Here is a 22,500-nt window from a genome sequence, read left to right as displayed (position 1 = left end):
TGAAATAGGGGTTTCACATGCTTTGGACAGACTGCTTAACTCGCTTGCGACAAGAGCTTTCAGGAAATGTCTATACAATGTGGATACGCCCATTGGTGGCAGAAGATGCAGGTGATAGTCTAAAACTCTATGCACCGAATCCGTATTGGACACGCTATATTCAAGAGCACCATTTAGAACTGATCTCTATTTTAGCGGAACAGTTGTCTGAAGGTCGGGTACGTAAAGTCGAGATTTTGGTTGATTCACGGCCTGGTGCAATTTTATCTGCAGCTGAACAACCTGCAACAACCACCGCAGCATTAGAGTCAACGCCGCAAGTGTCTGCACCGAATCGTCCTAAAAAAGAAAAAGAAGAGACGTCTTCAAAAAATAACCGTAAGCGTCAGCTTAACCCATTATTTACCTTTTCCTTGTTTGTTGAAGGCCGTTCCAATCAGATGGCGGCAGAAACCTGTCGTAAAGTACTTACACAACCCGGTGCTTCACAACATAATCCCTTATTTTTGTATGGGCCGACAGGTTTAGGTAAAACCCACTTAATGCAAGCAGTGGGTAATGCATTATTACAGGCCAAACCGAATGCACGGGTCATGTATATGACGGCTGAAAGTTTTGTACAAGACTTTGTGAGCTCTCTACAGCAAGGTAAGGTCGAAGAATTTAAGAAAAATTGTCGTTCGCTAGATTTGTTATTGGTGGATGATATTCATTTGTTGGCGGGTAAAGAGGCCAGCTTGGTTGAGTTTTTCTATACCTTCAACGCGTTATTAGATGAATCTAAGCAAATCATTTTAACTTCGGATCGTTATCCAAAAGAACTGACTGAGTTGGATCCACGTTTGGTTTCACGTTTTTCGTGGGGCTTATCGGTGGGTGTGGAACCACCAGATATCGAAACTCGTATTGAAATTTTACTGAAAAAAGCGGAAAGCAATGGCGTGGAACTTCCACGTAATTGTGCGCTGTTTATTGCTCAACAAGTGGTTGCCAATGTTCGTGAACTAGAAGGTGCGCTGAATAAAGTTGTAGCCATTTCTCGTTTTAAAGGTACCCCAATCGATCTAGATGTGGTGCGTGAATCATTAAAAGATGTGTTGGCGATTCGTGCACGTACTATTAGTACTGAAAATATTCAGCGTGTGGTGAGTGAATATTTCCGTATTCCACTCAAAGAATTGGTTGGCCCAAAACGTACACGTATTTATGCACGTCCACGTCAGTTGGCTATGGGGCTAGCACGTGAGCTGACAGGGGATAGTTTCCCTGAAATTGGTATGGCTTTTGGTAACCGTGACCACAGTACTGTGATGCATGCCTGTGAAAAAGTACAAAGCCTGCGTGAAGAAGATCCAATCTTCAATGAGGACTATAAAAACTTGCAACGTCTGCTGCAAAGTTAAGTCTTTTTGTTCAAATTCTGTTCTTGCAATGCGGTATATTCTGCCGCATAGTACACTGCTAAAAAATTAATTTATTTTGTCTGTCTTCAGTTTTTAGAGGAATGTATTGTGCGTTTAAAAATCGCGAAAGAAAGCTTACTGAATGTTCTGTCACATGTCGTAGGAGCGGTTGAGCGTCGCCATACCTTAAATATTTTATCCAATGTCAAAGTACAGGTTACTGAGCAAGCATTGACCATTACAGGTTCTGACCTAGAAGTGGAATTGGTTGCGAGTACACCGCTGGCAGATGGCGCATGTTTACAAGCAGGGGTGACGACAGTTCCTGCGCGTAAACTGATGGATATCTGTAAATCATTGCCTTCAGCGGCATTGATTGATTTGCAAATCACTGAAGATCAGCGCTGTATTTTAAAATCTGGAAACAGTCGTTTTGTATTGGGCACTTTGCCAGCTGAAGACTATCCTTTATTAACCACCGAAAATACTCAAGGCACTCAGGTTGGTGTAACTCAGCGTGAGTTAAAGCGTTTATTTGAGAAAACATCTTTTGCCATGGCGGTTCAAGATGTGCGTTTTTATTTGACAGGTACTTTGCTTGAAATTGATGAAAATCAATTGCGTGCAGTAACGACCGATGGTCACCGTTTGGCGATGTGTGAAACAGCGGCAAGCTCGAATGCGACACAAGCAATGCAAGCGATTGTTCCACGTAAAGCCGTAGGTGAATTACAGCGTCTATTGAGTGTTGAAGACGAGCAATTATCGTTGTTAATTGGTCGTGAATTATTAAATGTAACAATTACCATTGCCAGCCGTGATAAAGAGCAGGGTGATATTACCGTACGTTTCACCACAAAATTGATTGATGGTAAATTCCCTGACTACCGCCGTGTGATTCCACGTGGTGGCGATAAAAACGTGCGCATTGCACATGATGTATTTAAACAATCACTGCAACGTGTAGCGATTTTAAGTAATGAAAAATTGCGCGGCGTATTCTTGAAGTTTGATGCGGACACTTTACAACTTCGTGCCAATAACCCTGAGCAAGATGAAGCGATCGAAGATCTTGCGATTCAATATGCAGATGCACCGATGGAAATGTCGTTTAATGCACAGTACTTATTGGAAGTACTGAATGTATTGGATGGTGATGATGTTGCAATGACCATGACAGAAGCGAACCAGTCGGTATTGGTACAAGATCCACAGCAACAAGATCAAACCTATGTTGTGATGCCAATGCGTGTTTAATTCGGACTGACGTCTCAATTATTATGCATATCACGCGTTTACATGTAGAACGTGTTCGAAATTTAAAGACGGTTGCACTCTCTGGGTTGCAGCCGTTTAATGTCTTTTATGGGCAAAATGGTTCAGGCAAAACTTCTGTATTAGAAGCAGTACATTTGCTGGCAACAGGCCGTTCTTTTCGAACTCATATTCCGAAAAACTATATTCAAAATAATAGCCCTGACGCTGTCGTCTTTGCGCAGTCTGCAACAGATCGTATTGGTATGCAAAAAATGCAGTCGGGCGAGCAAGTGATTAAAGTCAATGGCGACCTTGTGGGGACACAAGGGCAGTTGGCTAAGATTTTACCACTACAACTCATCGACCCACAAAGTACCGATATTATTGATCATGGTGCGAAGCCACGACGTCAACTTTTAGATTGGTTGATGTTCCACGTGGAACCGGAGTTTTACCATGCATGGCAATATTATGCGCGGGCATTAAAACAGCGGAATAGCTTGCTGAAATCACGACGTCATTTGAGTTTGTCTGACCTAGAACCGTGGAACAAAATGCTCAGTGATTATGGTGAGATATTACATAGTCTGCGCAGTAATGTGGTGGAACAGTGGACGCGATATTTCCAACAAGATCTCCAAGCATTATTGCCGCATTTAACAGTGACATTGGAATATAGTGCAGGCTTTCATGCTGAAACAGGACTGCTGAATGATCTGACCAATCAGCACTTTAAAGACTGCGAACGTGGCTATACTGAGTATGGTCCGCACCGTGCAGATTTAAGGTTGAAAACCGCTATGGGGGATGCTGATGTTGTGCTCTCACGTGGGCAAAAAAAGTTATTGATCATGGCGTTAAAACTGTCACAGATTGCAATGCTACATGCTTGTAATAAGGAAACTGTGGTATTATTAGATGATCTGACAGCAGAATTAGATTTAACCGCACAACAGCGTTTAATTGAGCGTTTAAGCCATCTTGGTAGTCAAGTTTTTATTACCACTTTAGACCATGATTCAGTGCAAAAACACTTACATGATTTATCTATTTCTTATCAATTATTCAAAGTTGAAAATGGTACGGTGCAGGCTGTTGTGCAATGAAATACCACCTTTGGATAGACCTATTTTTCACTAGGGAGAAACCATGAGTTCAGAAGATCAAGCTGCTTCTCAAACAGAACAAACCATAGAAAAAGCTTATGATTCCTCTAGCATCAAAGTATTACGTGGTCTAGACGCTGTACGTAAGCGTCCGGGCATGTATATTGGTGATACTGACGATGGTACTGGCCTACACCACATGGTGTTTGAAGTTGTCGATAACTCAATTGATGAAGCGTTGGCAGGTCATTGTGACGAAATTCAAGTCACCATCCATGAAGATGAATCTGTGAGCGTATCGGATAACGGCCGTGGTATTCCTACCGATATTCACCCAGAAGAAGGTGTTTCTGCAGCAGAAGTGATTTTAACGATTCTGCATGCGGGCGGTAAATTTGATGATAACAGCTATAAAGTTTCAGGCGGTCTACATGGTGTAGGTGTATCCGTGGTGAATGCGCTTTCAAGCAAGCTCGAATTAACTATTCATCGTGCGGGTCAAATCCACCAGCAAGAATATAAACACGGTGATTCCGTGTATCCATTAAAGGTGGTAGGTGAGACAGATCGTACCGGTACACGTGTACGTTTCTGGCCAAGTACTGAAACCTTCAGTCAAACGATTTTTAATGTCGATATTTTGGCGCGTCGTTTACGTGAATTATCTTTCCTGAATGCAGGTGTGCGAATTGTGCTACGTGACGAACGTATCAATTTAGAGCACGTTTATGACTATGAAGGTGGTTTGTCTGAGTTTGTAAAATATATTAACCAAGGCAAAACCCATCTGAATGATATCTTCCACTTTACTACTCAAGCGGATAATGGCATTGGTGTAGAAGTTGCATTGCAGTGGAATGATTCTTATCAGGAAAATGTTCGTTGCTTTACCAATAACATTCCACAAAAAGATGGTGGTACGCATTTAGCGGGTTTCCGTGCTGCATTAACTCGTGGCTTAAACAGCTACATGGAAAGCGAAAACTTACTCAAAAAAGAGAAAGTGGCGGTTTCTGGTGATGATGCGCGTGAAGGTTTAACTGCAATTGTTTCGGTGAAAGTGCCTGATCCAAAATTTTCTTCGCAAACCAAAGAAAAATTGGTGTCGAGCGAAGTGAAAACTGCGGTAGAGCAAGCAATGAATAAATCGTTCTCTGAATATCTTTTAGAGAACCCACAAGCTGCTAAATCTATTGCAGGCAAAATTATTGATGCGGCACGTGCGCGTGATGCAGCACGTAAAGCACGTGAAATGACACGTCGTAAGAGTGCGCTTGATATTGCAGGCCTGCCAGGTAAATTGGCCGATTGTCAGGAAAAAGATCCTGCATTATCTGAACTTTACTTAGTCGAAGGTGACTCTGCGGGCGGTTCTGCAAAACAGGGCCGTAACCGTAAGATGCAAGCGATTTTGCCGCTGAAAGGTAAAATCCTCAACGTGGAACGTGCACGTTTTGACAAGATGATTTCTTCTCAAGAAGTGGGAACATTGATTACCGCTTTAGGCTGTGGTATTGGCCGTGAGGAATATAACCCAGACAAACTGCGTTATCACAAAATCATCATCATGACCGATGCCGACGTCGATGGTTCGCACATTCGTACGCTACTATTGACCTTCTTCTTCCGTCAAATGCCAGAACTTGTGGAACGTGGATATATTTATATTGCACAGCCACCGTTGTATAAGCTGAAAAAAGGCAAGCAAGAACAGTACATCAAAGATAATGATGCACTTGAGACTTACCTGATTTCAAATGCAATTGATGAGCTTGAATTACACATCAGTGCAGAAGCACCTGCCATTCGTGGTGAGGCTTTAGCGGGTGTGATTGCGGATTATCAAACCTCTCAAAAGAGTTTGCATCGTCTGACTGTACGTTATCCTGCAAGTGTGTTGGATGGTTTATTGGCAGTAGAAGGCTTTAAGTTAGATCAAGCAAATAACCAAGACTATGTACAGACTTGGGGTGAGCAACTACGTGCCAATATTGAGAAAACTCAGCCTAGCCTACGTCCTGAATTAAGCATCGAAACGTTTGAGCATGAAGATACTGAAGGCAATAAGTCAGCGACCTATTTCCCGCGTATTACCATCTATGTTCATAATTTACCGCACCAATACTTGTTAGATTCAGGTCTATTGGGTTCAGGTGAATATGCGCGTTTACTCAAAAATTCGAAGAGTTGGTTCACCTTATTGGAAGAAGGCGCTTTCCTACAAAAAGGCGAGCGCAAAATTCCAGTGAGCAGCTTCCATCAGGTTTGGCAAAACATCTTACAAGACTCACGCCGTGGCATGATGATTCAGCGCTATAAAGGTTTGGGTGAGATGAATGCTGAGCAGCTTTGGGAAACCACGATGGATCCTGAGAACCGTAACATGCTGCAAGTAACGGTACAGGATGCGATTGAAGCTGATCGTATGTTCTCTTGCTTGATGGGTGATGATGTGGAACCACGTCGTGCCTTCATTGAAGAAAATGCGTTAAATGCGGATATTGATGCCTAAATTCTGATTACAGAATCATTCAAAAAAGCACTCTTGGGAGTGCTTTTTTTTATGCTATCTTAAATAAAATTGAATATTAAATCGCCAATTTGTGTTTTATAAAATTGACTTATTCTGATGCTAAGCTCAAATCAAATTGAACTTAGCAGCTAAAAATAAGAGGTCTATATATGATGGACAATCAACTTGAACACATTCGTGACATCTGGGTAAATGCATTTTTTACCGGAAATTATACCGTTTTAGCCGAATACGAAGATGAGCACTTTAAGGTGGTTTATGAGCAAGACGGGCGTGTCGAAAGTAATTATGTCCGCTATGAACGTATTGCACATGCAGTGAAGAATGGGGTTTGGAAACCACAAAAACCAGACGTAGAATTTGAAGAATATGAGTTTAATCGTGACCAAACTGAGTGCAAAATTTTAATTGGTTTAGCCGAAACACAGCAGCAAATACAGGAAATCTGGCATTTTGATCAGACCTGGAAAATACAAGAATTACGTTTTTTAAAGGCAAAAAAAGCCCATCCTTCTGCCTTATCTTAAACAATAAAAAGTTTAAATTGATGTCGTGAATGGAGATAAAATGCATCCATCTTGCAAATGTGGATAAGTTTTGTGAATTTTCACATTTAATAGTGTTTAACATCAAAGTCATTTATAATTGTGGATAACATTATTTAAAAATATTTATCCACAAAAAGGTGGTTTGATATTTTGAATTTAAAAAATAAAAATGAATTTAAAACTAAGATTTGAATTTAAAAATGGCTTTTGTGGATAACTGTGGTAATGAGTTTGATGTGAAGTATATTTTTTTGAATTCATTTACAAAATTAGGGTAAAAGCTATCGCTCAATTTTTAGTTTCTTTCCGAATAGAAATGCTTTAACAATGTAATAACCAGTTGGATATGAACATTCGATTTTTTAAATATTTTTTAGATTTATAGTGTGATTATTATTGTGAAGTATAAATAAAAAATCGCCGTGGAACATTTAAATTACGCGGCGATTGATTTTTTGAGCTTAAGTTAGGTTTTCTTAATAATGGAAATCTAGGGTTTTGCTTTTTAAATTAAGCCTCAAAACTACTTTCCATTTCTTCTAATTCCATCATTAATTCAAGCATTTGCTCTTCGACAGATTCAAGTTTGGCTTTTAATTCTGTTTGCTCATTCATTAGTTTGAGTAAGTCATCTTTACGACTGGCTTCATATAAAGCACTGTCTGCTAATAATTCCTCGATTTCGTTTAAGCGTGGCTGAATTTTGCTGATTTGCGCTTCATTTTTTTCAATGTTTTTACGAATCGGGCGGGTCAATTCACGCTGACGTGCAGCTTCTTTGCGCTGAGCTTCTTTATCGACTTTGGAAATCGTCGGTTTAGTTTCAACTTGAGATTTGATGGGAGTAGGGGCTTGTTGGCTATTTTTCATCATGTCGATCCGCGCTTGACGCAGCCAATCGGCATAAGCCACGAGGTCACCATCAAATTCGCGACATTTCCCATGATGTACCAACAATAATTCGTCACAAACGCTGGCAATCAATTGACGTTCATGCGAAACCAAAACCACAGCGCCTTCAAAATCTTGTAATGCCATAGTTAGGGCATGACGCATATCAAGGTCTAAATGGTTGGTAGGTTCATCTAGAATTAAAACATTGGGACGTTGCCAAACAATCAAAGCCAAAGCTAATCGTGCTCGTTCACCGCCTGAAAAGCCTTCACTTGGTGTATCCATGCGTTCGCCACTAAAACCAAAGCTGCCTAAAAATGAACGTAATGCAGCTTCACTGATTTTTTTGTCAGCAATTCGAGATAGTTGCAACATCGGGCTGGCATTGCCATCTAGAGCATCCATTTGATGCTGAGCAAAATAGCCAATATTCAACAGTTCAGAGGCTTTGCGCGTCCCTTGTAATAAAGGAAGGTCACCAACTAACGATTTAATTAAGGTTGATTTACCCGCACCATTCATCCCGAGTAAACCAATTCGGCTGGTTGGGGTAATTTGCAGGTTTACATTGGTCACGATCAGTTTGTCGCCATAGCCAATATCTGCGTGTTCCATTTGCAGCAGTGGTGAACTCATTTTGGTCGGTTCACGGAAACTAAAGGTAAATGGTGTATCGACATGCGCCGCAGAAAGTTCCTGCATGCGTTCTAATTGTTTAATACGGCTTTGAGCCTGCTTAGCTTTAGTCGCTTTGGCTTTAAAACGGTCAATAAATTTTTGGAGATGCGCACGGGTTTCAAGCTGCTTTTCATAGGCTTGTTGTTGTTGTGCCAAGCGCTCAGAGCGGGTGCGTTCAAAGGTCGAATAGTTGCCGGTGTAAAGTGTCAGCTCTTGATTTTCGATATGTAAAATATGATCAGTCACCGCATCTAAGAAATCACGGTCATGTGAAATCAAGATTAGTGTACCTTCGTAAGCTTTTAACCAATCTTCTAACCACAAAATCGCATCTAAGTCTAAGTGGTTGGTTGGTTCATCGAGTAATAAGAGGTCGGAACGGCTCATCAGGGTACGCGCAAGGTTTAAACGCATACGCCAACCACCTGAAAAGCTTGAAACATTGAGCTGGGACTGATGTTCAAAGAAACCCAGGCCGGCCATCAGTTGTGAGGCTTTGGATGGAGCTGTATAGCCATGGATTTCATCAAATCGGCCATATAAGTGTGCCAACGCTTCATTGTCTAATTGTTCTGGATGTTCAAGTTTATGTTGTATTTCCCAATATTCTTCATCGCCTGAAAGAACGAAATCAATCGCTTTCATATCGAGTGCTTTGATTTCTTGTGCCATATGCGCGACGGTCCATACCGCAGGACGAGTTAATGAACCACCATCAGATTCCATTCCACCTAAAAGCGCAGAAAAAAGAGTGGATTTACCCGCACCATTTACACCGGTTAAGCCGATTTTCCAGCCTGGATGCAATTGCATAGATGCTTTTTGAAATAAAACACGCCCACCGCGACGAATGGAAAGTTGGTCTAACTGAATCATGGAACTAACTAAACAAGAAGAATGTGGGGCTATTCTAATGGATGGCTTTGCAAAAGAAAAAACAAAGCATCGCAACCATCTGAAAAAATGTGACAGATTCCACGTATTTAGGTATATTGAAAGGGCTATAGTATTAAAAAAATATTTCAAGTTGTTGTTTTAAATGGATTAATAAAACATATTGGGAATATAAAAAATGAGAAAAGGAATTTTAATTTTATCGCTTCTTTCAGGTGTGATGTCTGCACAAAGCTATGCCAATCAGAAGGTTTGTGTGTTCGATTTACTTGGAAAAGCGGGGGAATCTTATAAGCTGATGGAAGAGTGGTCTCTGGCCAGTAAGGCATGGGGAGCACAAGTTCAACTGATTTCATATCAAGATGAATCCAAAGTCGATAAAGATTTTAAAGAATGGAAATGTGACGCATTTTATATGACCTCGATGCGGGCACGTGCGTATAACAAATTTGCTGGTTCGATTGATGCCATTGGCGGTGTACCGAATAATACTATCGCACAAAAAGCCATTACCTATGTCTTAGATAAACGGAACAGTAAACGACTGATTAGCAATCTAGGCAAAGATAGTTATGAAGTGGCAGGGATCGGGCAAATTGGTTCAGCCTACATTTTTGTCCGTGATCGCAATATCAATAATTTAGAAAAAGCTGAAGGTAAAAAATTTGCCATTTTACATTATGACTATGCGCAAAAAGTGATGGTAGACCGTGTTGGCGCTGTGCCAGTGATGTCAGAAATTTCTAATTTTATTCGCAAGTTTAATCAGGCTGAAGTTGAAATTGTGGCTGCACCGGCTTATGCCTTTAAACCACTCGAAATTTCAAAAGGCTTAGGTACTACTGGGGCGATGGTGAATTTTCCTGTGGTGAATGTCACGGCAGACTTGATTATTCGTAATAATAAATTCCCAGAAGGTTTTGCAGAGCCTTCTCGGCAATGGTTTGTTAAGCAATTACCAAAAAGTTTTGCCATGGTGAAACGTATGGAAGCTGAAATTCCTGCCAAATATAAGATGAATCTCAGCAAAGATGATCAGTTGAAGTATCAGAAAATATTGCGTGAAGGACGGATGGATTTAACCAAACAAGGGATCTATGACTCCACTATGATGACGGTACTGAAAAAAGCCCGTTGTACGATTGAGCGCACCAATTTTGAGTGTTCAGTGGCGGGTGAATAAGCTTTTTTCTGTATTTCTTTGTAAATTTTGATGCAATCGCTGTAAATGTAAAAAGCCATTTTTGCAAATATAAGATGATGATTATATTTATAATTTAACTTTGAATAAAAAGTGATATGCATCACAGAAAAACAGAATATGCCAAAATGACATAAATAAATGGAGTAAATGCTCTATTTTTTTTAATTTAACTTGCTTAATATCGGGCTTGTGTAAGGACACCTCTGAACCATAAAAAGATTTGAAAGGAAAATAGAATGAAAAAAACGCTCCTATCATTGGCTACATTTGCTGCAATTGGCTTTGCTGGTTCAGCTCAGGCAGCAAAAGTAGATATCTGTGTATTTGACTTACTGGGTAAGTCAGGCGAGTCATATCAAATGGCTCAGGAATGGGCGCTTGCAGCAAAAGGCTGGGGTGCTGAAATTAACTTAATTCCGCGTCAAGATGAAGCAGTAGCCGACAATGACTTTAAAGCAGGTAAATGTGACGGCGTATTTATGACGGCGATGCGTGCGCGTCAGTACAATAAATTTGCAGGCTCTATTGATGCGCTGGGTGGCGCACCGAGCAATGCGATTGCGCAACGTGCGATTACCTTTGCATTAGACCAACGTAATGCTGTAAAAATGGTCAGCAATCTAGGTGGTAAAAAATACGAAGTGGCGGGTATTGCCCCACTGGGTTCAGCATTCATCTTTGTCAAAGACAAGAAAATTGACTCAATTGAAAAAGCAGCAGGTAAAAAGTTTGCAGTATTAGGCTATGACGAAGCACAAAAAATCATGGTGCAACGTGTCGGCGCTCAAGCTGTGATTTCAGATGTATCTAACTTTGTGGCGAAGTTTAATAATGGTCAGGTCGATATGGTGGGTGCGCCTGCATATGCCTACAAACCATTAGAGATCTATAAAGGTTTAGGTACCAATGGTGCGATGTTTAACTTCCCAGTTCTACAAGTGACTGCGGACTTTATTATTCGTCCTGATCAGTTCCCAGCTGGCTTTGGTCAAAAATCACGTGATTGGTTTGTGAAACACTTACCGAAGAGTATCGCGATGATTAACCGTCTAGAAGCGGGTATTCCTGCGAAATATAAACTTAACCTAAGTGCAGAAGATAAAACCAAATATCAAAAATTACTGCGTGAAGGTCGTATGGATATGACGAAGCGTGGCATTTACGATGCAGGCATGATGTCTGTTTTGAAAAAGGCACGTTGTTCTGTTGATAAAGCCAATTTTGAATGTTCACTGGGCGGCGAATAAGCTGATATTTAAAGAAAAAAGTCTGGATTTATCCAGGCTTTTTTTTGCAAATTTACAGGTCATTCTCGCCATTGAGTGAGCAAAATATTCAGGTAATCTAAATTCAAATCGAGGGCTGTGAGTCAATTGAATCGAACTCAGCATGACCCAAAATTCAAAAAATGGTTAAAAAACAAAAACAGTAAAAAACAAGGAAAGTCAGTATGAAACAATGGACAAGGGCATTGGGCGTTGCTGCTGCATTAATAGCGGTAAATGGCGTAGCTCAAGCGAAGCAAGTGGTATGCGTATTTGATTTGGTCGGTAAAAATGGTGATGTTTTTACCCTGATGAAAGATTATCAATTGGCGGCAAAAAACTGGGGCGCAGACATTGAGCTCCGCGTCGGTCAAAATGAAGCAGTGATTGCAGAAGATTTTAAAGCCGGTAAATGTGATGGGATCAGTGTTACTGGTATGCGTGGTCGCCAATTCAATAATTTTACTGGTTCTTTAGATGCCATTGGTGCGATTCCAGATTTGAAATTGGCCGTAAAAGTTATGCAAGGTCTTGCAAGTCCAACATTTGCGAAGAGCATGGTTAATAGTAAATATGAAGTGGCAGGTGTGATACCTGTTGGTGATGCCTATCTGTTAGTGAATGACCGAAGTATTAATACTGTCGCTAAAGCAGCAGGTAAAAAAATTGCGGTGCTTGACTATGATGAAGCACAGAAAATTATGGTGCAGCAGGTCGGAGCTCAAGCAGTCAGTGCTGATGTAACCAATTTTGGCGCCAAATTTAACAATGGTCAGGTAGATATAATTGGGGCACCTGCTGCGGTGTTCAAACCATTGGAATTACATAAAGGTTTAGGCAGCAAAGGCGCAATCGTCAATTATCCAATTTTACAAGTGACGGGAAATATCATTATTCGCCCAGATAAATTCCCTGCAGGTTATGGACAAAAATCACGTGATTGGGTCAAAACACAATTACCTCGCGCATTCACCATTTTAGGAAAAATGAAATCGGAAATTCCAGCCAAATATTGGATGGATGTTCCAACTGCAGACAAAGCTGGTTATCAAAAAATGATGCGTGAAGCGCGTATTGATTTGACTAAACGTGGTATCTACGACAAGCGAATGATGAAACTATTATGGCAATTCCGCTGTAAACAAGATCCGAAAAACTTCGAATGCGCATTACAGGAAGAAAACTATAAATAAGTTTTAAATGAATCTTGAGAAAAATACTCTGATTTAACTTTAAACTGTGAAGACTGACCATATATTGAGTATGTTATACTTGAAATATGGTCTTTTCTTTTTAAAGACACCCCAATGACTCAGAGGAATCCATCATGAATGCTCAAGCACTTGTGCTGACTGACAATGCTGCCAATAAAGTACGCCAATTGCGTGAGAGTGAAGGTAATCAAGACCTTATGTTACGTGTATATGTGACTGGTGGTGGTTGTTCAGGTTTCTCATATGGGTTTAATTTTGCTGAAAGCCAAAACGAAGATGATGCTGAATTTATCAATGGTGATGTGAAGATGTTGGTTGATTCACTGAGCTATCAATATTTAGTTGGTTCAACAGTCGACTATATTGAAGGTCTTGAAGGTTCTCGATTTGTGGTTCAAAACCCGAATGCGACAACCACGTGTGGATGTGGATCTTCATTCTCGATCTAATCGCGATGATGAATTGAGCCATAAAAAAGCCCTCATTTAGAGGGCTTTTTTAATGTTTAAAATCGATATTAGGCTTCAAATTTTAGTGCTTCTAATAGATCTAAAATTACGGTAGTCACGTCTTGAGTCAATTGATAATTATTAAAAATTTCATATGCCGTAATGGTGACATCGGTATCACTCGGAAGCAGGCGTTGTTCTTCTTCGATGAGGTCACGGATCGGCAATAGGGTTTGTTTGACCTGTAAATGCAAGACATCTTTAAACTCAAGATTTTCGTCTTCGAGCTCAATTAATTGCTCATTAAAAAAGGGTAAAAGTACCGCATGGAGATAAGGTTGAATGTCTGTAATATCAAAAATCTCAATATCACGGGTTTGTTCAATCGTGCTGATGTGGTCATTCACTTCAATTAAGATATGGTAGTAACTCACATTGCTCTCCACGTAAGATGTCATTGATATAAGGGAATTATTGCAAATCAACAATAACATGAAATGCTAATTATTGTTGGTGAATCCTATAATATCCTTATAGATTGTATGGTTTTTTTGCTCAGGGTGTTCTAACGATAATATAGTAAGCCTTGGTCTGCTGGCATCAGTTTAAAGTTTTCTAATTGTTGCGCGCCTAAAATTGGGTACATTAATGCAGCAGGGTCATTATGGTGAGATAAGCCGAGAGCATGTCCGAGTTCGTGGGCAAGGGTAAGGCGTAAATCATCTTCGGCATCAAATTGATAAATCTGAATCTGATCGCCCATAAAGACACCTTTATGAAACTCTCGAGCAGGAAAGCGCTGACTGGCTTGTATCACGCCTGCATTATATTGATCGATTTGCTGGTTATAGCTTAAGACTTGTTGGTTAAATTGATCATTTTGCTGATTAAATCGATCTATTTCTTGGTCTAATTGCATCGCTTGTGCTTTAACTTGCTCAAGTTCTCTTTCAACGCGTTGCATATTGGGGCCTTGTGCATGCTCTATTCGGCTCCAATTCATACGTTCTTGCGACAGCTGTGCGATTTCCGCACGAATCATGGCTTGTTTTGATCGGAGCTGTTGCTCATTCATCTCCAGACCTTTTCTCGAATTTGCTAAGTTCTCGGCATATAAATCATTACGGGCTTTATCTGCGGCTAAGGTCTTTTGGACTTGCTTATAGGCATTGTATTGTTCTTGGCGATCATCATAAATTAGATGGATCGCCAGTTGTGCATTTGGGTCATAGATAAATAACGGTTTGAGTGTCCCTTTATGCCATATCTCTGCGGCTTCTTGGCTAAGTTGAATGACTTGTTGCTGGCTTAATCCAAAACGCGGATCGACATCAGCAACCCGATAACGCAGTCGGGTATCGAGAGGGTGTAAAAGTCGATCTGAAATTGAATTAAATTTCAGTTGAGGATGCTGCTTGGTTTGATAGATCCACCAAGTACTCAAAACGATGACAACAATAATTAAAATCAAACGCATAGAGTCGCAAAAATTGATTATATTACATTAATTTAACTGAAATTTAGCGCTATGCAAATCTAAGTTTAGATTGATAGTGAGTCGAAAAGAATGTGGCTGTTTGAACGTTTGCGTGTTATTTGAATATTGCCTGATGCAGATAAAATCATCCCAAAAAAAACCGCGCTTTCGCGCGGTCTTTTTGAGCTTTGAAAGACTCAGTTAAAGCGACAAATTATTTTTTGTCATCTTTCACTTCAGTGAACTCAGCATCTACAACGCCGTCATCTGCTTTTTGAGCTTGACCTTCAGCGCCTTGGAAAGCGTTAGGATCAAAACCTTCAGCACCGCCTTGACCTTGTGCAGCTTCATAAGCACGTTGAGTGATCGGCATAATGATGTTTTGAAGTGCTTCAGTTTTCGCTTTGATTGCATCTACATCGTTTTCTTTAGTCGCTGCTTCGAGCTCAGCTACAGCAGCATCGATTGCAGATTTCTCATCAGCAGTTACTTGTTCGCCAAGATCTTTTACTGCTTTTTGAGCAGAAGAAACAAGTGCATCAGCTTCGTTACGTGCTTTCGCTAATTCTTCAAATTTACGATCTTCTTCAGCATTCGCTTCAGCATCTTTGATCATCGCTTCAATTTCAGCATCGCTCAAACCAGAGTTAGCTTTAATTTGAATTGATTGCTCTTTACCTGTGCTCTTATCTTTTGCAGATACTTTCAAGATACCATCAGCGTTGATGTCAAATGATACTTCAATTTGTGGTACACCACGTGGAGCAGGTGGAATATCGCCCAATTGGAAGTTACCCAACAATTTGTTTTGTTGAGCCATTTTACGTTCACCTTGGTAAACTGAAATGTCTACAGCTGGTTGGTTGTCTGCAGCAGTTGAGAACACTTGAGATTTCTTCGCAGGAATCGTCGTGTTTTTCTCAATGATCGCTGTTAACACGCCACCCATTGTTTCAATACCAAGTGTAAGCGGAGTTACGTCAAGAAGAAGTACGTCAGTTTTATCACCTGAAAGTACTGCACCTTGAATCGCAGCACCCATCGCTACAGCTTCATCTGGGTTCACGTCTTTACGTGGCTCACGGCCGAAGAACTCTTGTACTTTTTGTTGTACAAGTGGCATACGAGACTGACCACCCACCAAGATTACGTCAGAGATGTCAGAGGTTGAAAGACCTGCATCTTTAAGTGCAATCTTACATGGTTCAATTGTACGAGCAACCAATTCAGCAACTAAACCTTCAAGTTTAGAGCGAGTCACGTTGATCACTAAGTGTTTAGGACCAGTCGCATCTGCTGTGATGTATGGAAGGTTGATTTCTGTTGCATTCGAAGAAGAAAGCTCGATTTTTGCTTTTTCAGCAGCTTCTTTTAAACGTTGAAGTGCAAGCGGATCTTGTTTCAAGTTTACGCTTTGTTCTTTCTTGAACTCTTCAACCAAGTATTCAATTAATGCATTATCGAAGTCTTCACCACCAAGGAATGTATCACCGTTTGTAGACAACACTTCGATTTGTTGGTCGCCATCAAGGTCAGCGATTTCAATGATTGATACGTCGAAAGTACCACCACCTAAGTCGTAAACCGCAACTTTACGGTCGCCTTCTTTTTTGTCCATACCGAACGCAAGTGCAGCAGCTGTTGGTTCGTTGATGATACGTTTAACATCTAAACCAGCAATTTTACCTGCATCTTTAGTCGCTTGACGTTGAGCATCGTTAAAGTACGCAGGAACAGTAATTACCGCTTCAGTTACTGTTTCACCAAGGTAGTCTTCAGCTGTTTTTTTCATCTTTTTCAAGATTTCAGCAGAGATTTGTTGTGGTGCAAGTTTCTTATCGTTTACATCAACCCAAGCATCGCCATTGTCAGCTTTGATGATTTTGTAAGGTACAAGGCCGATATCTTTTTGCACAGCTTGGTCTTGGTACTTACGACCGATCAAACGTTTGATTGCAAATAATGTGTTTTTAGGGTTAGTCACTGCTTGACGCTTAGCAGATTGACCGACAAGGATCTCGCCATCTTTATACGCAATAATAGATGGGGTTGTACGAGCGCCTTCAGCGTTGTCGATTACTTTTACTTTGTCGCCTTCAAGTACTGCTACGCAAGAGTTTGTAGTACCTAAGTCAATACCAATGATTTTCGCCATTTGGATGTTTCCTCTAAAATTCTTTTACGATGTTTTCGCTTGTTATCCGATATGAGAGCCAATCAAAAATTTTCAAGTAATATTGGTTAAAATTTTTAATTCGTCTCAGAAAATTTGTCTTTATGCACCAACCATAACCATAGCAGGGCGTAATAGGCGACCGTTTAAACTATAGCCTTTTTGCAATACTGTTCCGATTTCATTCGATTTGGCATTTGGATCGATGCCCACAGCCTGATGAAGATCTGCATTGAAACCATTTGCAGTATCCACAGCAACCACACCAAATTTTTCTAAAGTGCTGAGCAATGATTTCAGTGTAAGTTCTACACCTTCAGATAAACCTGATTTTTCATCACCTGCCGCAGCAATCGCGCGTTCAAGGTTATCAACTGACTCAAGTAATTGTTTTGCAAATTTTTCCAGCACAGTATCTTTATGCTTTTCAGATTCGCGTTGAATGCGCTCTACACTTTTTTGCGCTTCATATACGGCATTTGCAGTACGTGCTTTTTCAAGTTTTAAGCTTTCTTCTAAATTGGTGATTTGTGCTTGTAAATCTTCAACTGAAACTTCAGCTTGCTCGTTTTCAGCTTGAGTTTGCTGTTCTGCTTGCTCTTGTTGAAGATCTTGAGCGTCTTGGTTTTGCTCAGTCGCCATTGATTTACTCCGTTTAAATGGGTTCTTAAACATGTTCAGTCCTTATAGCTGTGCGTTCAAACGACATCGATGCGTAACTGCCATGCGTTTTGAATTCATGATTAATAAAAGAAATCGGGGCAGGGTATAAAAATTCAAGCGAAGTCAGCGATTAAATGCAATTTTTTATTCAAATAAATGGTTTTTCAGCCAAATATCGACTGCAAAATTAAATTCTATGAAAATATAAATTATTGATTTGAATGTATAATCATATTTTGATCGGATTTATAGATTTTCATCATAAATTTTAACGGTTTCTCTTTGTGCCTGAAAATTTGCATAATTTATCTATCGGAAGTGACCATATCCACTGGAGAGAGGGATATGGTGACTACCTCTAGATTTTAGAAACACTTTTCCATGCTGATTTCCCAAGAATCAGCATTTTTTTTGCCTCAAAAAATAGTGGTTAATATTTATACATAAAAACTCTTAGTATCAGTTTTATTAAATATTTCACAAAAAATGATCAGCACAGTATTCTTTGTTTCAGATTCTATCGCTGTAGTTTCTTAATTTATTTCAAATGTGTTTTTCATGGCCTGCTTCTCTCATAAGCAGGCTTTTTTTTTGCATGAAATTTATAAAAACAGCCACTTAAGTAACTGAGCTGCAAGTTTTGTTGGACTTTGTTGTATTCAAAAGCTGAGATCACGCTTTATTTAAAACCATTTATATTTATTTTATTAATAAAAAACAAAGCACTTGAGTTAAATAAATGATGTAAAGCCTCAAAATGAATGAAAACTGCCTGATTAATAAAACATTTCATAAGCTGTACCGTGCCTCGTACAAAGTACAACTCAGAAGGTAGGAAATTCACAGAATTATTTTCCATTATGACTCGGGCAAAGTTGAGCTTTGCTTTTAATGATTCAATGAAGGAAATAATGAAGATGAAAAAAATTGGTTTATTCGCTGTCGCAGTTTTAGGTTTTGGTTTAGCTGCGGTAGGTTGTACTTCTCAAGAAACTGTAGAATCTCCAGAAACCGCACAAGTAACGTCTGCAACTGAAGCATCTGTAACGACAGAGCAATCGGGTGCTGTGGTTCAAGCAGATCCATCAGCTCAAGGTGCTGAAGTTCAATCTGCGCCTGCACCACAACCTGCAGTTCAGCAATAAGATTGTTTAATGCTCTCTGACCTGTAACAACAGGCAGTCAAGAATAGACAGAAGATAGGATGCCTCTTCTGTCTATTTTCTTTTCTATTGCTTTTTTTTACCTTTTCTATTTTTAGTGAACGAAAAAAAAGCCCATCATGTAGATGAGCTTTTTACTTTTAACCGATCTGCAAAAACAACAATTAACGGCGATTTTCCCACGCGCGACGACGTTCTTCAGCCGCTTTACGTTGTTGATCTGATGCCTTTCTTAAATCTTGAATATTTTTTTTGCGCTCTTGCTCAATTTGTTTTCTACGATCTTGACTGGCTTTACGGCGCTGTTCTTCTAAGCGCTGACGCTCTTTGCTGACTTTTTGACGATCTTGTTCAGCACGTTTACGACGTTCAGCTTCAGAGTATTTACGCTGTTGTTCTAGACGTTGACGTTCGAGTTCGTTTTTACGACGATCCCACTCTTGTTGATTTTTACGATTCTGTTCCCAGTTACGCTGGTCAAGTTGCTGCTTTCTACGTTCGAGCTCTAAACGATTACGTTGTTGTTGCTGACGTTCCCATGTACGGCGGTCTTGTTCATAACGACTGTCGTAACGGCGATCATAACGATTATCATAGCGTCGATCATTATGATCATAACGGCGGTCATAACGTTGATCATAACGTCCATCGTAGTAACCATCTTCAGGGAATGCTACGCAGCCTACAGCCAAAAAAGCAGTCGCAAAAGACAGAAGGATGATCTTTTTAGCCATGGTGAGTATCCTTTATCGAGAATGGGTTAGCATAATCAACCCATAAAACTTGGGTAAATTGTCAATGACAACTCTATAAAAGAAGATTAGCTTAACTAGGTTTGTACTATGTATGTCGATGTTGAGACTTATATGTGAATATGGTCACATTTGACCTAGATCATGTAGAAAGTATGAAGAGCATAATTCGAAGGATAGAGCATGTTTGCATTGAATGAATCACTTAAAAATATGAAAGATAAAGGCCAAGGTACGGCTGCTCGGTTACTTGATCGTCTTCCTAACTTTGCCAAAGAAAGCCTCGCAAAACGTCTCGATTATCCGTTTATTTTTCCAGAATTAGATCCGCTGGTGAAATGCATGATGGCGGCTCAACTCAAGCAAGGTAAGTCAGGCTTTGTGACTGAAGACTATGTGAAGTCTCGTAAATTATTTGATTTACAGATGGAGTCGATCAAGACCAAGCCGACCTTTGTGAAACAAGTGCAAGATATACGTCTACCTTTACAAAGTGCTACGCTGTTTGCGCGTCATTATCATCCTGCTCCAAATAAAAAATTACCGATGATCGTGTTTTATCATGGTGGTGGTTTTGTGGTGGGTGGTCTAGACACGCATGATGAAGTTTGTCGTTTATTGGCCGTGCATGCCAAAGCACAAGTTTTAAGTATTGATTATCCACTCACGCCAGAGGCCAGCCCAGCTCAATTAATGCAAAGTTGTGAAGATGCCTTGGCTTGGACTTATCAAAATAGTCGTCAGTTTAAAATTCTAAAAAATCGAATTGCGGTAGCAGGGGATAGTGCAGGCGGCAATATTGCTACCGCAGTTGCGCAGCGCAGTGCTCAGAAAGTTTTTGCCCCGCAAGCTCAGCTATTAATTTATCCTGTGGTGGATTTCAAAAGTCGCCATCCATCTTTCTATGCGTATAAAGATGGACTGGTTCTCACTGAAAAAGATATTGATGTCGTAACTGCTTTATATGCGGAACAGCATGCAGTGGCCTTGGATGATCCATTAATTTCACCGACCTATGGAAAGTTGGCAGGTATCGCACCCGCGTATATCGTGACGGCAGGGCATGACGTTTTACATGACGAAGGTGAAATTTATTCGCATAAACTCCGTCAGCAAGGGGTAAAAGTGTTTTATCAAGAATATACCGATCAAACCCATGGCTTTATTAACTTAACCCCGGTTTCGCACCGAGCTAAAAAATACGTGATTGAGATCAGTACGAAGTTCCGTAAATTTTGGGATAAACGTAGTTAATCATTCCTTTATATAAAGTAAACCCAGTGTTTCACGTGAAACACTGGGTTTTTATTTATTGGGTTATTTATCTTGGATTTTTGCAGCAGGAAAAACGAGGCTAAATTCTGGGACATAAAAGCTTTGCAATAATCGTGCTTCAGAAAAATTTGGAAAAATGTCCTGTGTGTTGTGCCATTCTACCTGTTTCAGTTTAGATAGCCGTCCGCGAAACTTCGGTGAAAATTGATAGCGCTTACCTTCCCACGCTTGTCTGATTTGCAACATCGCTGCAGGGATATGATGACTATTAATATAGAAAGAACGCTGTGAACGTGATTTATTTAAACGGATCTGCATTTTGTGTTTTTCAACTTCTATAGTACAGACCACTTCATTGTCATGTTGTTGCCATTCAAACTTTGCCAACTCTTTAGGAATACCCCAGAGTTTTTGGCCATGAATGACAGAGATATCTGTCGAAACATAAATCTTAGGTATCGAACTTAACCTTTTCTTACTCCATAAAGGGTGATCTAAAATCAGCAATTCGTCATAAGGACCCACAGGCGAATCATGGTATCGGACCAATAACACCTGAACCACACGACCCAAAGCTGATGTCGCTAAACGGAACATCTGCGCTCGTTGGATAAAACTCGGAGAGATCCAATAATTCAAAATAAAAGCATCGCCACGCAGTTGCCAAGGCGGTAAATGTGTCAATGGAGTGTCCGACGGTATTATTTGCGTCATCATTGTTCTCGTTTTAATAATGGCAGAATAATTACTTTTTAATCATCAGAGACTAATATACAGTCAATAACAAGTACGAGATCAACCAGAAGAGTTAGCAAATGTTAAAACAGATTTTATTTACCGCAGCACTTGGCTGTGTGAGCTTAAGCAGTTTTGCTGCCAATACTATTGTCGAAATGAAAACCTCTCAAGGCAATATTGAAATTGAGCTATTCAATGACAAAGCACCTATCTCAGCTAAAAACTTTGAAAGCTATGCAAAAGAAAAATTTTATAACGGTACAATCTTTCATCGCGTGATTCCTGGATTTATGGTTCAGGGTGGGGGCATGGATGTCAAGATGCAGGAGAAGCCAACAAAAGCGGCGATTAAGAATGAATCAAGTAATGGCTTGAGCAATAAGCGTGGCACATTGGCAATGGCACGGATGAATCATCCTGATTCAGCAAGTAGTCAGTTCTTTATTAATGTTGCAGACAATGACTTCCTCAATAAAAGTGCAATGAATGCGGGATATGCTGTTTTTGGTAAGGTCACTAAAGGTATGGATATCGTCGATAAAATCGTAAAAGTTCCAACTGCGAACTATGGAATGCACCAGAATGTCCCTGTAAACCCAGTAGTTATACAGAGTGTGGTGATTAAAGCAGCACCTGAAAAAAACTAAGCGCACAAAATAGGAAAAATATTTTACATGATATTTGTAATAAATATCATGTATTTATGTGGGTAAAGTGTATTTTTTGAACCATAATGGTGCATAAAAATAAAACACTCGTGTTCTTTGTGAGTGAAAAGCACTTGCACGTGTAAGAAATTGCCCTATAATGAGCA

The 22,500-nt window shown here is 40.1% G+C and carries 19 protein-coding genes; 12 read left to right on the top strand and 7 right to left on the bottom strand.

Annotated elements, in window-relative coordinates; all coding sequences use genetic code 11:
- Positions 1-17 precede the first annotated feature (17 nt).
- The 5 genes from dnaA to FTU02_RS14215 all read left to right on the top strand — a co-directional run bounded on the left by dnaA (position 18) and on the right by FTU02_RS14215 (position 6,826).
- Positions 18-1,403: a chromosomal replication initiator protein DnaA gene (gene dnaA / locus FTU02_RS14235; RefSeq protein ID WP_111885711.1), complete on the top strand. Its 1,386-nt coding sequence runs from the start codon at positions 18-20 to the stop codon at positions 1,401-1,403.
- A gap of 108 nt (positions 1,404-1,511) precedes the next feature.
- The gene (gene dnaN, locus FTU02_RS14230; RefSeq protein ID WP_078194448.1) at positions 1,512-2,660 is read left to right on the top strand and encodes a DNA polymerase III subunit beta; all 1,149 of its coding nucleotides are present in this window, start codon (positions 1,512-1,514) and stop codon (positions 2,658-2,660) included.
- A gap of 23 nt (positions 2,661-2,683) precedes the next feature.
- Positions 2,684-3,766 carry a DNA replication/repair protein RecF gene (gene recF / locus FTU02_RS14225; RefSeq protein WP_180009130.1) on the top strand — a complete coding sequence of 361 codons (1,083 nt, stop codon included), beginning with the start codon at positions 2,684-2,686 and terminating at the stop codon, positions 3,764-3,766.
- 43 nt (positions 3,767-3,809) lie between these two features.
- Positions 3,810-6,278: a DNA topoisomerase (ATP-hydrolyzing) subunit B gene (gyrB, locus tag FTU02_RS14220; RefSeq protein WP_180157710.1), complete on the top strand. Its 2,469-nt coding sequence runs from the start codon at positions 3,810-3,812 to the stop codon at positions 6,276-6,278.
- Between the two features lie 170 nt (positions 6,279-6,448).
- Positions 6,449-6,826 carry a hypothetical protein gene (locus tag FTU02_RS14215; protein ID WP_078189504.1) on the top strand — a complete coding sequence of 126 codons (378 nt, stop codon included), beginning with the start codon at positions 6,449-6,451 and terminating at the stop codon, positions 6,824-6,826.
- Between the two features lie 531 nt (positions 6,827-7,357).
- Here FTU02_RS14215 and FTU02_RS14210 read toward each other — a convergent pair.
- Complete coding sequence (locus FTU02_RS14210; protein ID WP_180116541.1) at positions 7,358-9,295, bottom strand: ATP-binding cassette domain-containing protein; 1,938 nt, start codon at positions 9,293-9,295, stop codon at positions 7,358-7,360.
- A gap of 196 nt (positions 9,296-9,491) precedes the next feature.
- Between FTU02_RS14210 and FTU02_RS14205 the strand changes: the two genes are divergently transcribed.
- From FTU02_RS14205 to erpA, 4 genes are all read left to right on the top strand, one after another.
- A complete protein-coding gene (locus tag FTU02_RS14205; protein WP_180116540.1) occupies positions 9,492-10,496 on the top strand; it encodes a putative solute-binding protein in 1,005 nt (334 codons plus the stop codon).
- Positions 10,497-10,753: 257 nt separating this feature from the next.
- On the top strand, positions 10,754-11,764 hold the full coding sequence (locus tag FTU02_RS14200; RefSeq protein ID WP_180157708.1) for a putative solute-binding protein: 1,011 nt from the start codon (positions 10,754-10,756) through the stop codon (positions 11,762-11,764).
- Positions 11,765-11,967: 203 nt separating this feature from the next.
- Positions 11,968-12,975, top strand: a complete 1,008-nt coding sequence (locus tag FTU02_RS14195) for a putative solute-binding protein (protein ID WP_180157706.1) — start codon at positions 11,968-11,970, stop codon at positions 12,973-12,975.
- Positions 12,976-13,109: 134 nt separating this feature from the next.
- Positions 13,110-13,445 (top strand): iron-sulfur cluster insertion protein ErpA, encoded by a 336-nt coding sequence (gene erpA / locus FTU02_RS14190; protein WP_078194440.1) that lies wholly within the window; start codon positions 13,110-13,112, stop codon positions 13,443-13,445.
- Positions 13,446-13,513: 68 nt separating this feature from the next.
- On the opposite strand, the gene FTU02_RS14185 is transcribed toward erpA, so the two are convergent.
- From FTU02_RS14185 to grpE, 4 genes are all read right to left on the bottom strand, one after another.
- The gene (locus tag FTU02_RS14185) at positions 13,514-13,891 is read right to left on the bottom strand and encodes a hypothetical protein (RefSeq protein WP_171263823.1); all 378 of its coding nucleotides are present in this window, start codon (positions 13,889-13,891) and stop codon (positions 13,514-13,516) included.
- 119 nt (positions 13,892-14,010) lie between these two features.
- Positions 14,011-14,922 (bottom strand): matrixin family metalloprotease, encoded by a 912-nt coding sequence (locus FTU02_RS14180; RefSeq protein WP_180079197.1) that lies wholly within the window; start codon positions 14,920-14,922, stop codon positions 14,011-14,013.
- A gap of 214 nt (positions 14,923-15,136) precedes the next feature.
- Positions 15,137-17,077 carry a molecular chaperone DnaK gene (dnaK, locus tag FTU02_RS14175; protein WP_078194438.1) on the bottom strand — a complete coding sequence of 647 codons (1,941 nt, stop codon included), beginning with the start codon at positions 17,075-17,077 and terminating at the stop codon, positions 15,137-15,139.
- A gap of 120 nt (positions 17,078-17,197) precedes the next feature.
- Complete coding sequence (gene grpE / locus FTU02_RS14170) at positions 17,198-17,737, bottom strand: nucleotide exchange factor GrpE (RefSeq protein ID WP_111885723.1); 540 nt, start codon at positions 17,735-17,737, stop codon at positions 17,198-17,200.
- 938 nt (positions 17,738-18,675) lie between these two features.
- On the opposite strand from grpE, the gene FTU02_RS14165 reads away from it, so the two are divergent.
- Positions 18,676-18,903, top strand: coding sequence for a hypothetical protein (locus tag FTU02_RS14165; protein WP_257226945.1), 228 nt, complete (start codon positions 18,676-18,678; stop codon positions 18,901-18,903).
- Between the two features lie 182 nt (positions 18,904-19,085).
- Here FTU02_RS14165 and FTU02_RS14160 read toward each other — a convergent pair whose 3' ends face one another.
- The gene (locus tag FTU02_RS14160; RefSeq protein ID WP_078194437.1) at positions 19,086-19,655 is read right to left on the bottom strand and encodes a hypothetical protein; all 570 of its coding nucleotides are present in this window, start codon (positions 19,653-19,655) and stop codon (positions 19,086-19,088) included.
- A 201-nt stretch (positions 19,656-19,856) separates the two neighbouring features.
- On the opposite strand from FTU02_RS14160, the gene FTU02_RS14155 reads away from it, so the two are divergent.
- The gene (locus FTU02_RS14155) at positions 19,857-20,927 is read left to right on the top strand and encodes an alpha/beta hydrolase (RefSeq protein ID WP_078194436.1); all 1,071 of its coding nucleotides are present in this window, start codon (positions 19,857-19,859) and stop codon (positions 20,925-20,927) included.
- A 63-nt stretch (positions 20,928-20,990) separates the two neighbouring features.
- Here the strand turns inward: FTU02_RS14155 and FTU02_RS14150 are convergent, their stop codons facing one another.
- Positions 20,991-21,662 (bottom strand): acetoacetate decarboxylase family protein, encoded by a 672-nt coding sequence (locus tag FTU02_RS14150; RefSeq protein ID WP_180157704.1) that lies wholly within the window; start codon positions 21,660-21,662, stop codon positions 20,991-20,993.
- A gap of 101 nt (positions 21,663-21,763) precedes the next feature.
- Between FTU02_RS14150 and FTU02_RS14145 the strand changes: the two genes are divergently transcribed.
- A complete protein-coding gene (locus FTU02_RS14145; RefSeq protein ID WP_180024952.1) occupies positions 21,764-22,333 on the top strand; it encodes a peptidylprolyl isomerase in 570 nt (189 codons plus the stop codon).
- The last annotated feature ends 167 nt before the right edge of the window (positions 22,334-22,500 follow it).

Origin of the sequence: Acinetobacter sp. YH12045 (assembly GCF_013419925.1) — a bacterium.
In the GTDB taxonomy this organism is placed as follows: Bacteria; Pseudomonadota; Gammaproteobacteria; order Pseudomonadales; family Moraxellaceae; genus Acinetobacter; species Acinetobacter amyesii.
The sequence above is the reverse complement of the archived record's forward strand: the minus strand, read 5'-3'. Positions and strand labels throughout refer to the sequence as shown.

What these genes read in the sequence shown, in the direction of transcription:
- FTU02_RS14180 (WP_180079197.1), bottom strand. Translation starts at nt 14,922, where the DNA reads ATGCGTTTGATTTTAATTATTGTTGTCATCGTTTTGAGTACTTGGTGG.
- FTU02_RS14215 (WP_078189504.1), top strand. Translation starts at nt 6,449, where the DNA reads ATGATGGACAATCAACTTGAACACATTCGTGACATCTGGGTAAATGCA.
- FTU02_RS14155 (WP_078194436.1), top strand. Translation starts at nt 19,857, where the DNA reads ATGTTTGCATTGAATGAATCACTTAAAAATATGAAAGATAAAGGCCAA.
- FTU02_RS14205 (WP_180116540.1), top strand. Translation starts at nt 9,492, where the DNA reads ATGAGAAAAGGAATTTTAATTTTATCGCTTCTTTCAGGTGTGATGTCT.
- FTU02_RS14165 (WP_257226945.1), top strand. Translation starts at nt 18,676, where the DNA reads ATGAAAAAAATTGGTTTATTCGCTGTCGCAGTTTTAGGTTTTGGTTTA.
- dnaA (WP_111885711.1), top strand. Translation starts at nt 18, where the DNA reads ATGCTTTGGACAGACTGCTTAACTCGCTTGCGACAAGAGCTTTCAGGA.
- grpE (WP_111885723.1), bottom strand. Translation starts at nt 17,737, where the DNA reads ATGGCGACTGAGCAAAACCAAGACGCTCAAGATCTTCAACAAGAGCAA.
- recF (WP_180009130.1), top strand. Translation starts at nt 2,684, where the DNA reads ATGCATATCACGCGTTTACATGTAGAACGTGTTCGAAATTTAAAGACG.
- FTU02_RS14210 (WP_180116541.1), bottom strand. Translation starts at nt 9,295, where the DNA reads ATGATTCAGTTAGACCAACTTTCCATTCGTCGCGGTGGGCGTGTTTTA.
- FTU02_RS14200 (WP_180157708.1), top strand. Translation starts at nt 10,754, where the DNA reads ATGAAAAAAACGCTCCTATCATTGGCTACATTTGCTGCAATTGGCTTT.
- FTU02_RS14160 (WP_078194437.1), bottom strand. Translation starts at nt 19,655, where the DNA reads ATGGCTAAAAAGATCATCCTTCTGTCTTTTGCGACTGCTTTTTTGGCT.
- FTU02_RS14195 (WP_180157706.1), top strand. Translation starts at nt 11,968, where the DNA reads ATGAAACAATGGACAAGGGCATTGGGCGTTGCTGCTGCATTAATAGCG.
- FTU02_RS14150 (WP_180157704.1), bottom strand. Translation starts at nt 21,662, where the DNA reads ATGACGCAAATAATACCGTCGGACACTCCATTGACACATTTACCGCCT.
- erpA (WP_078194440.1), top strand. Translation starts at nt 13,110, where the DNA reads ATGAATGCTCAAGCACTTGTGCTGACTGACAATGCTGCCAATAAAGTA.
- gyrB (WP_180157710.1), top strand. Translation starts at nt 3,810, where the DNA reads ATGAGTTCAGAAGATCAAGCTGCTTCTCAAACAGAACAAACCATAGAA.
- dnaK (WP_078194438.1), bottom strand. Translation starts at nt 17,077, where the DNA reads ATGGCGAAAATCATTGGTATTGACTTAGGTACTACAAACTCTTGCGTA.
- FTU02_RS14145 (WP_180024952.1), top strand. Translation starts at nt 21,764, where the DNA reads ATGTTAAAACAGATTTTATTTACCGCAGCACTTGGCTGTGTGAGCTTA.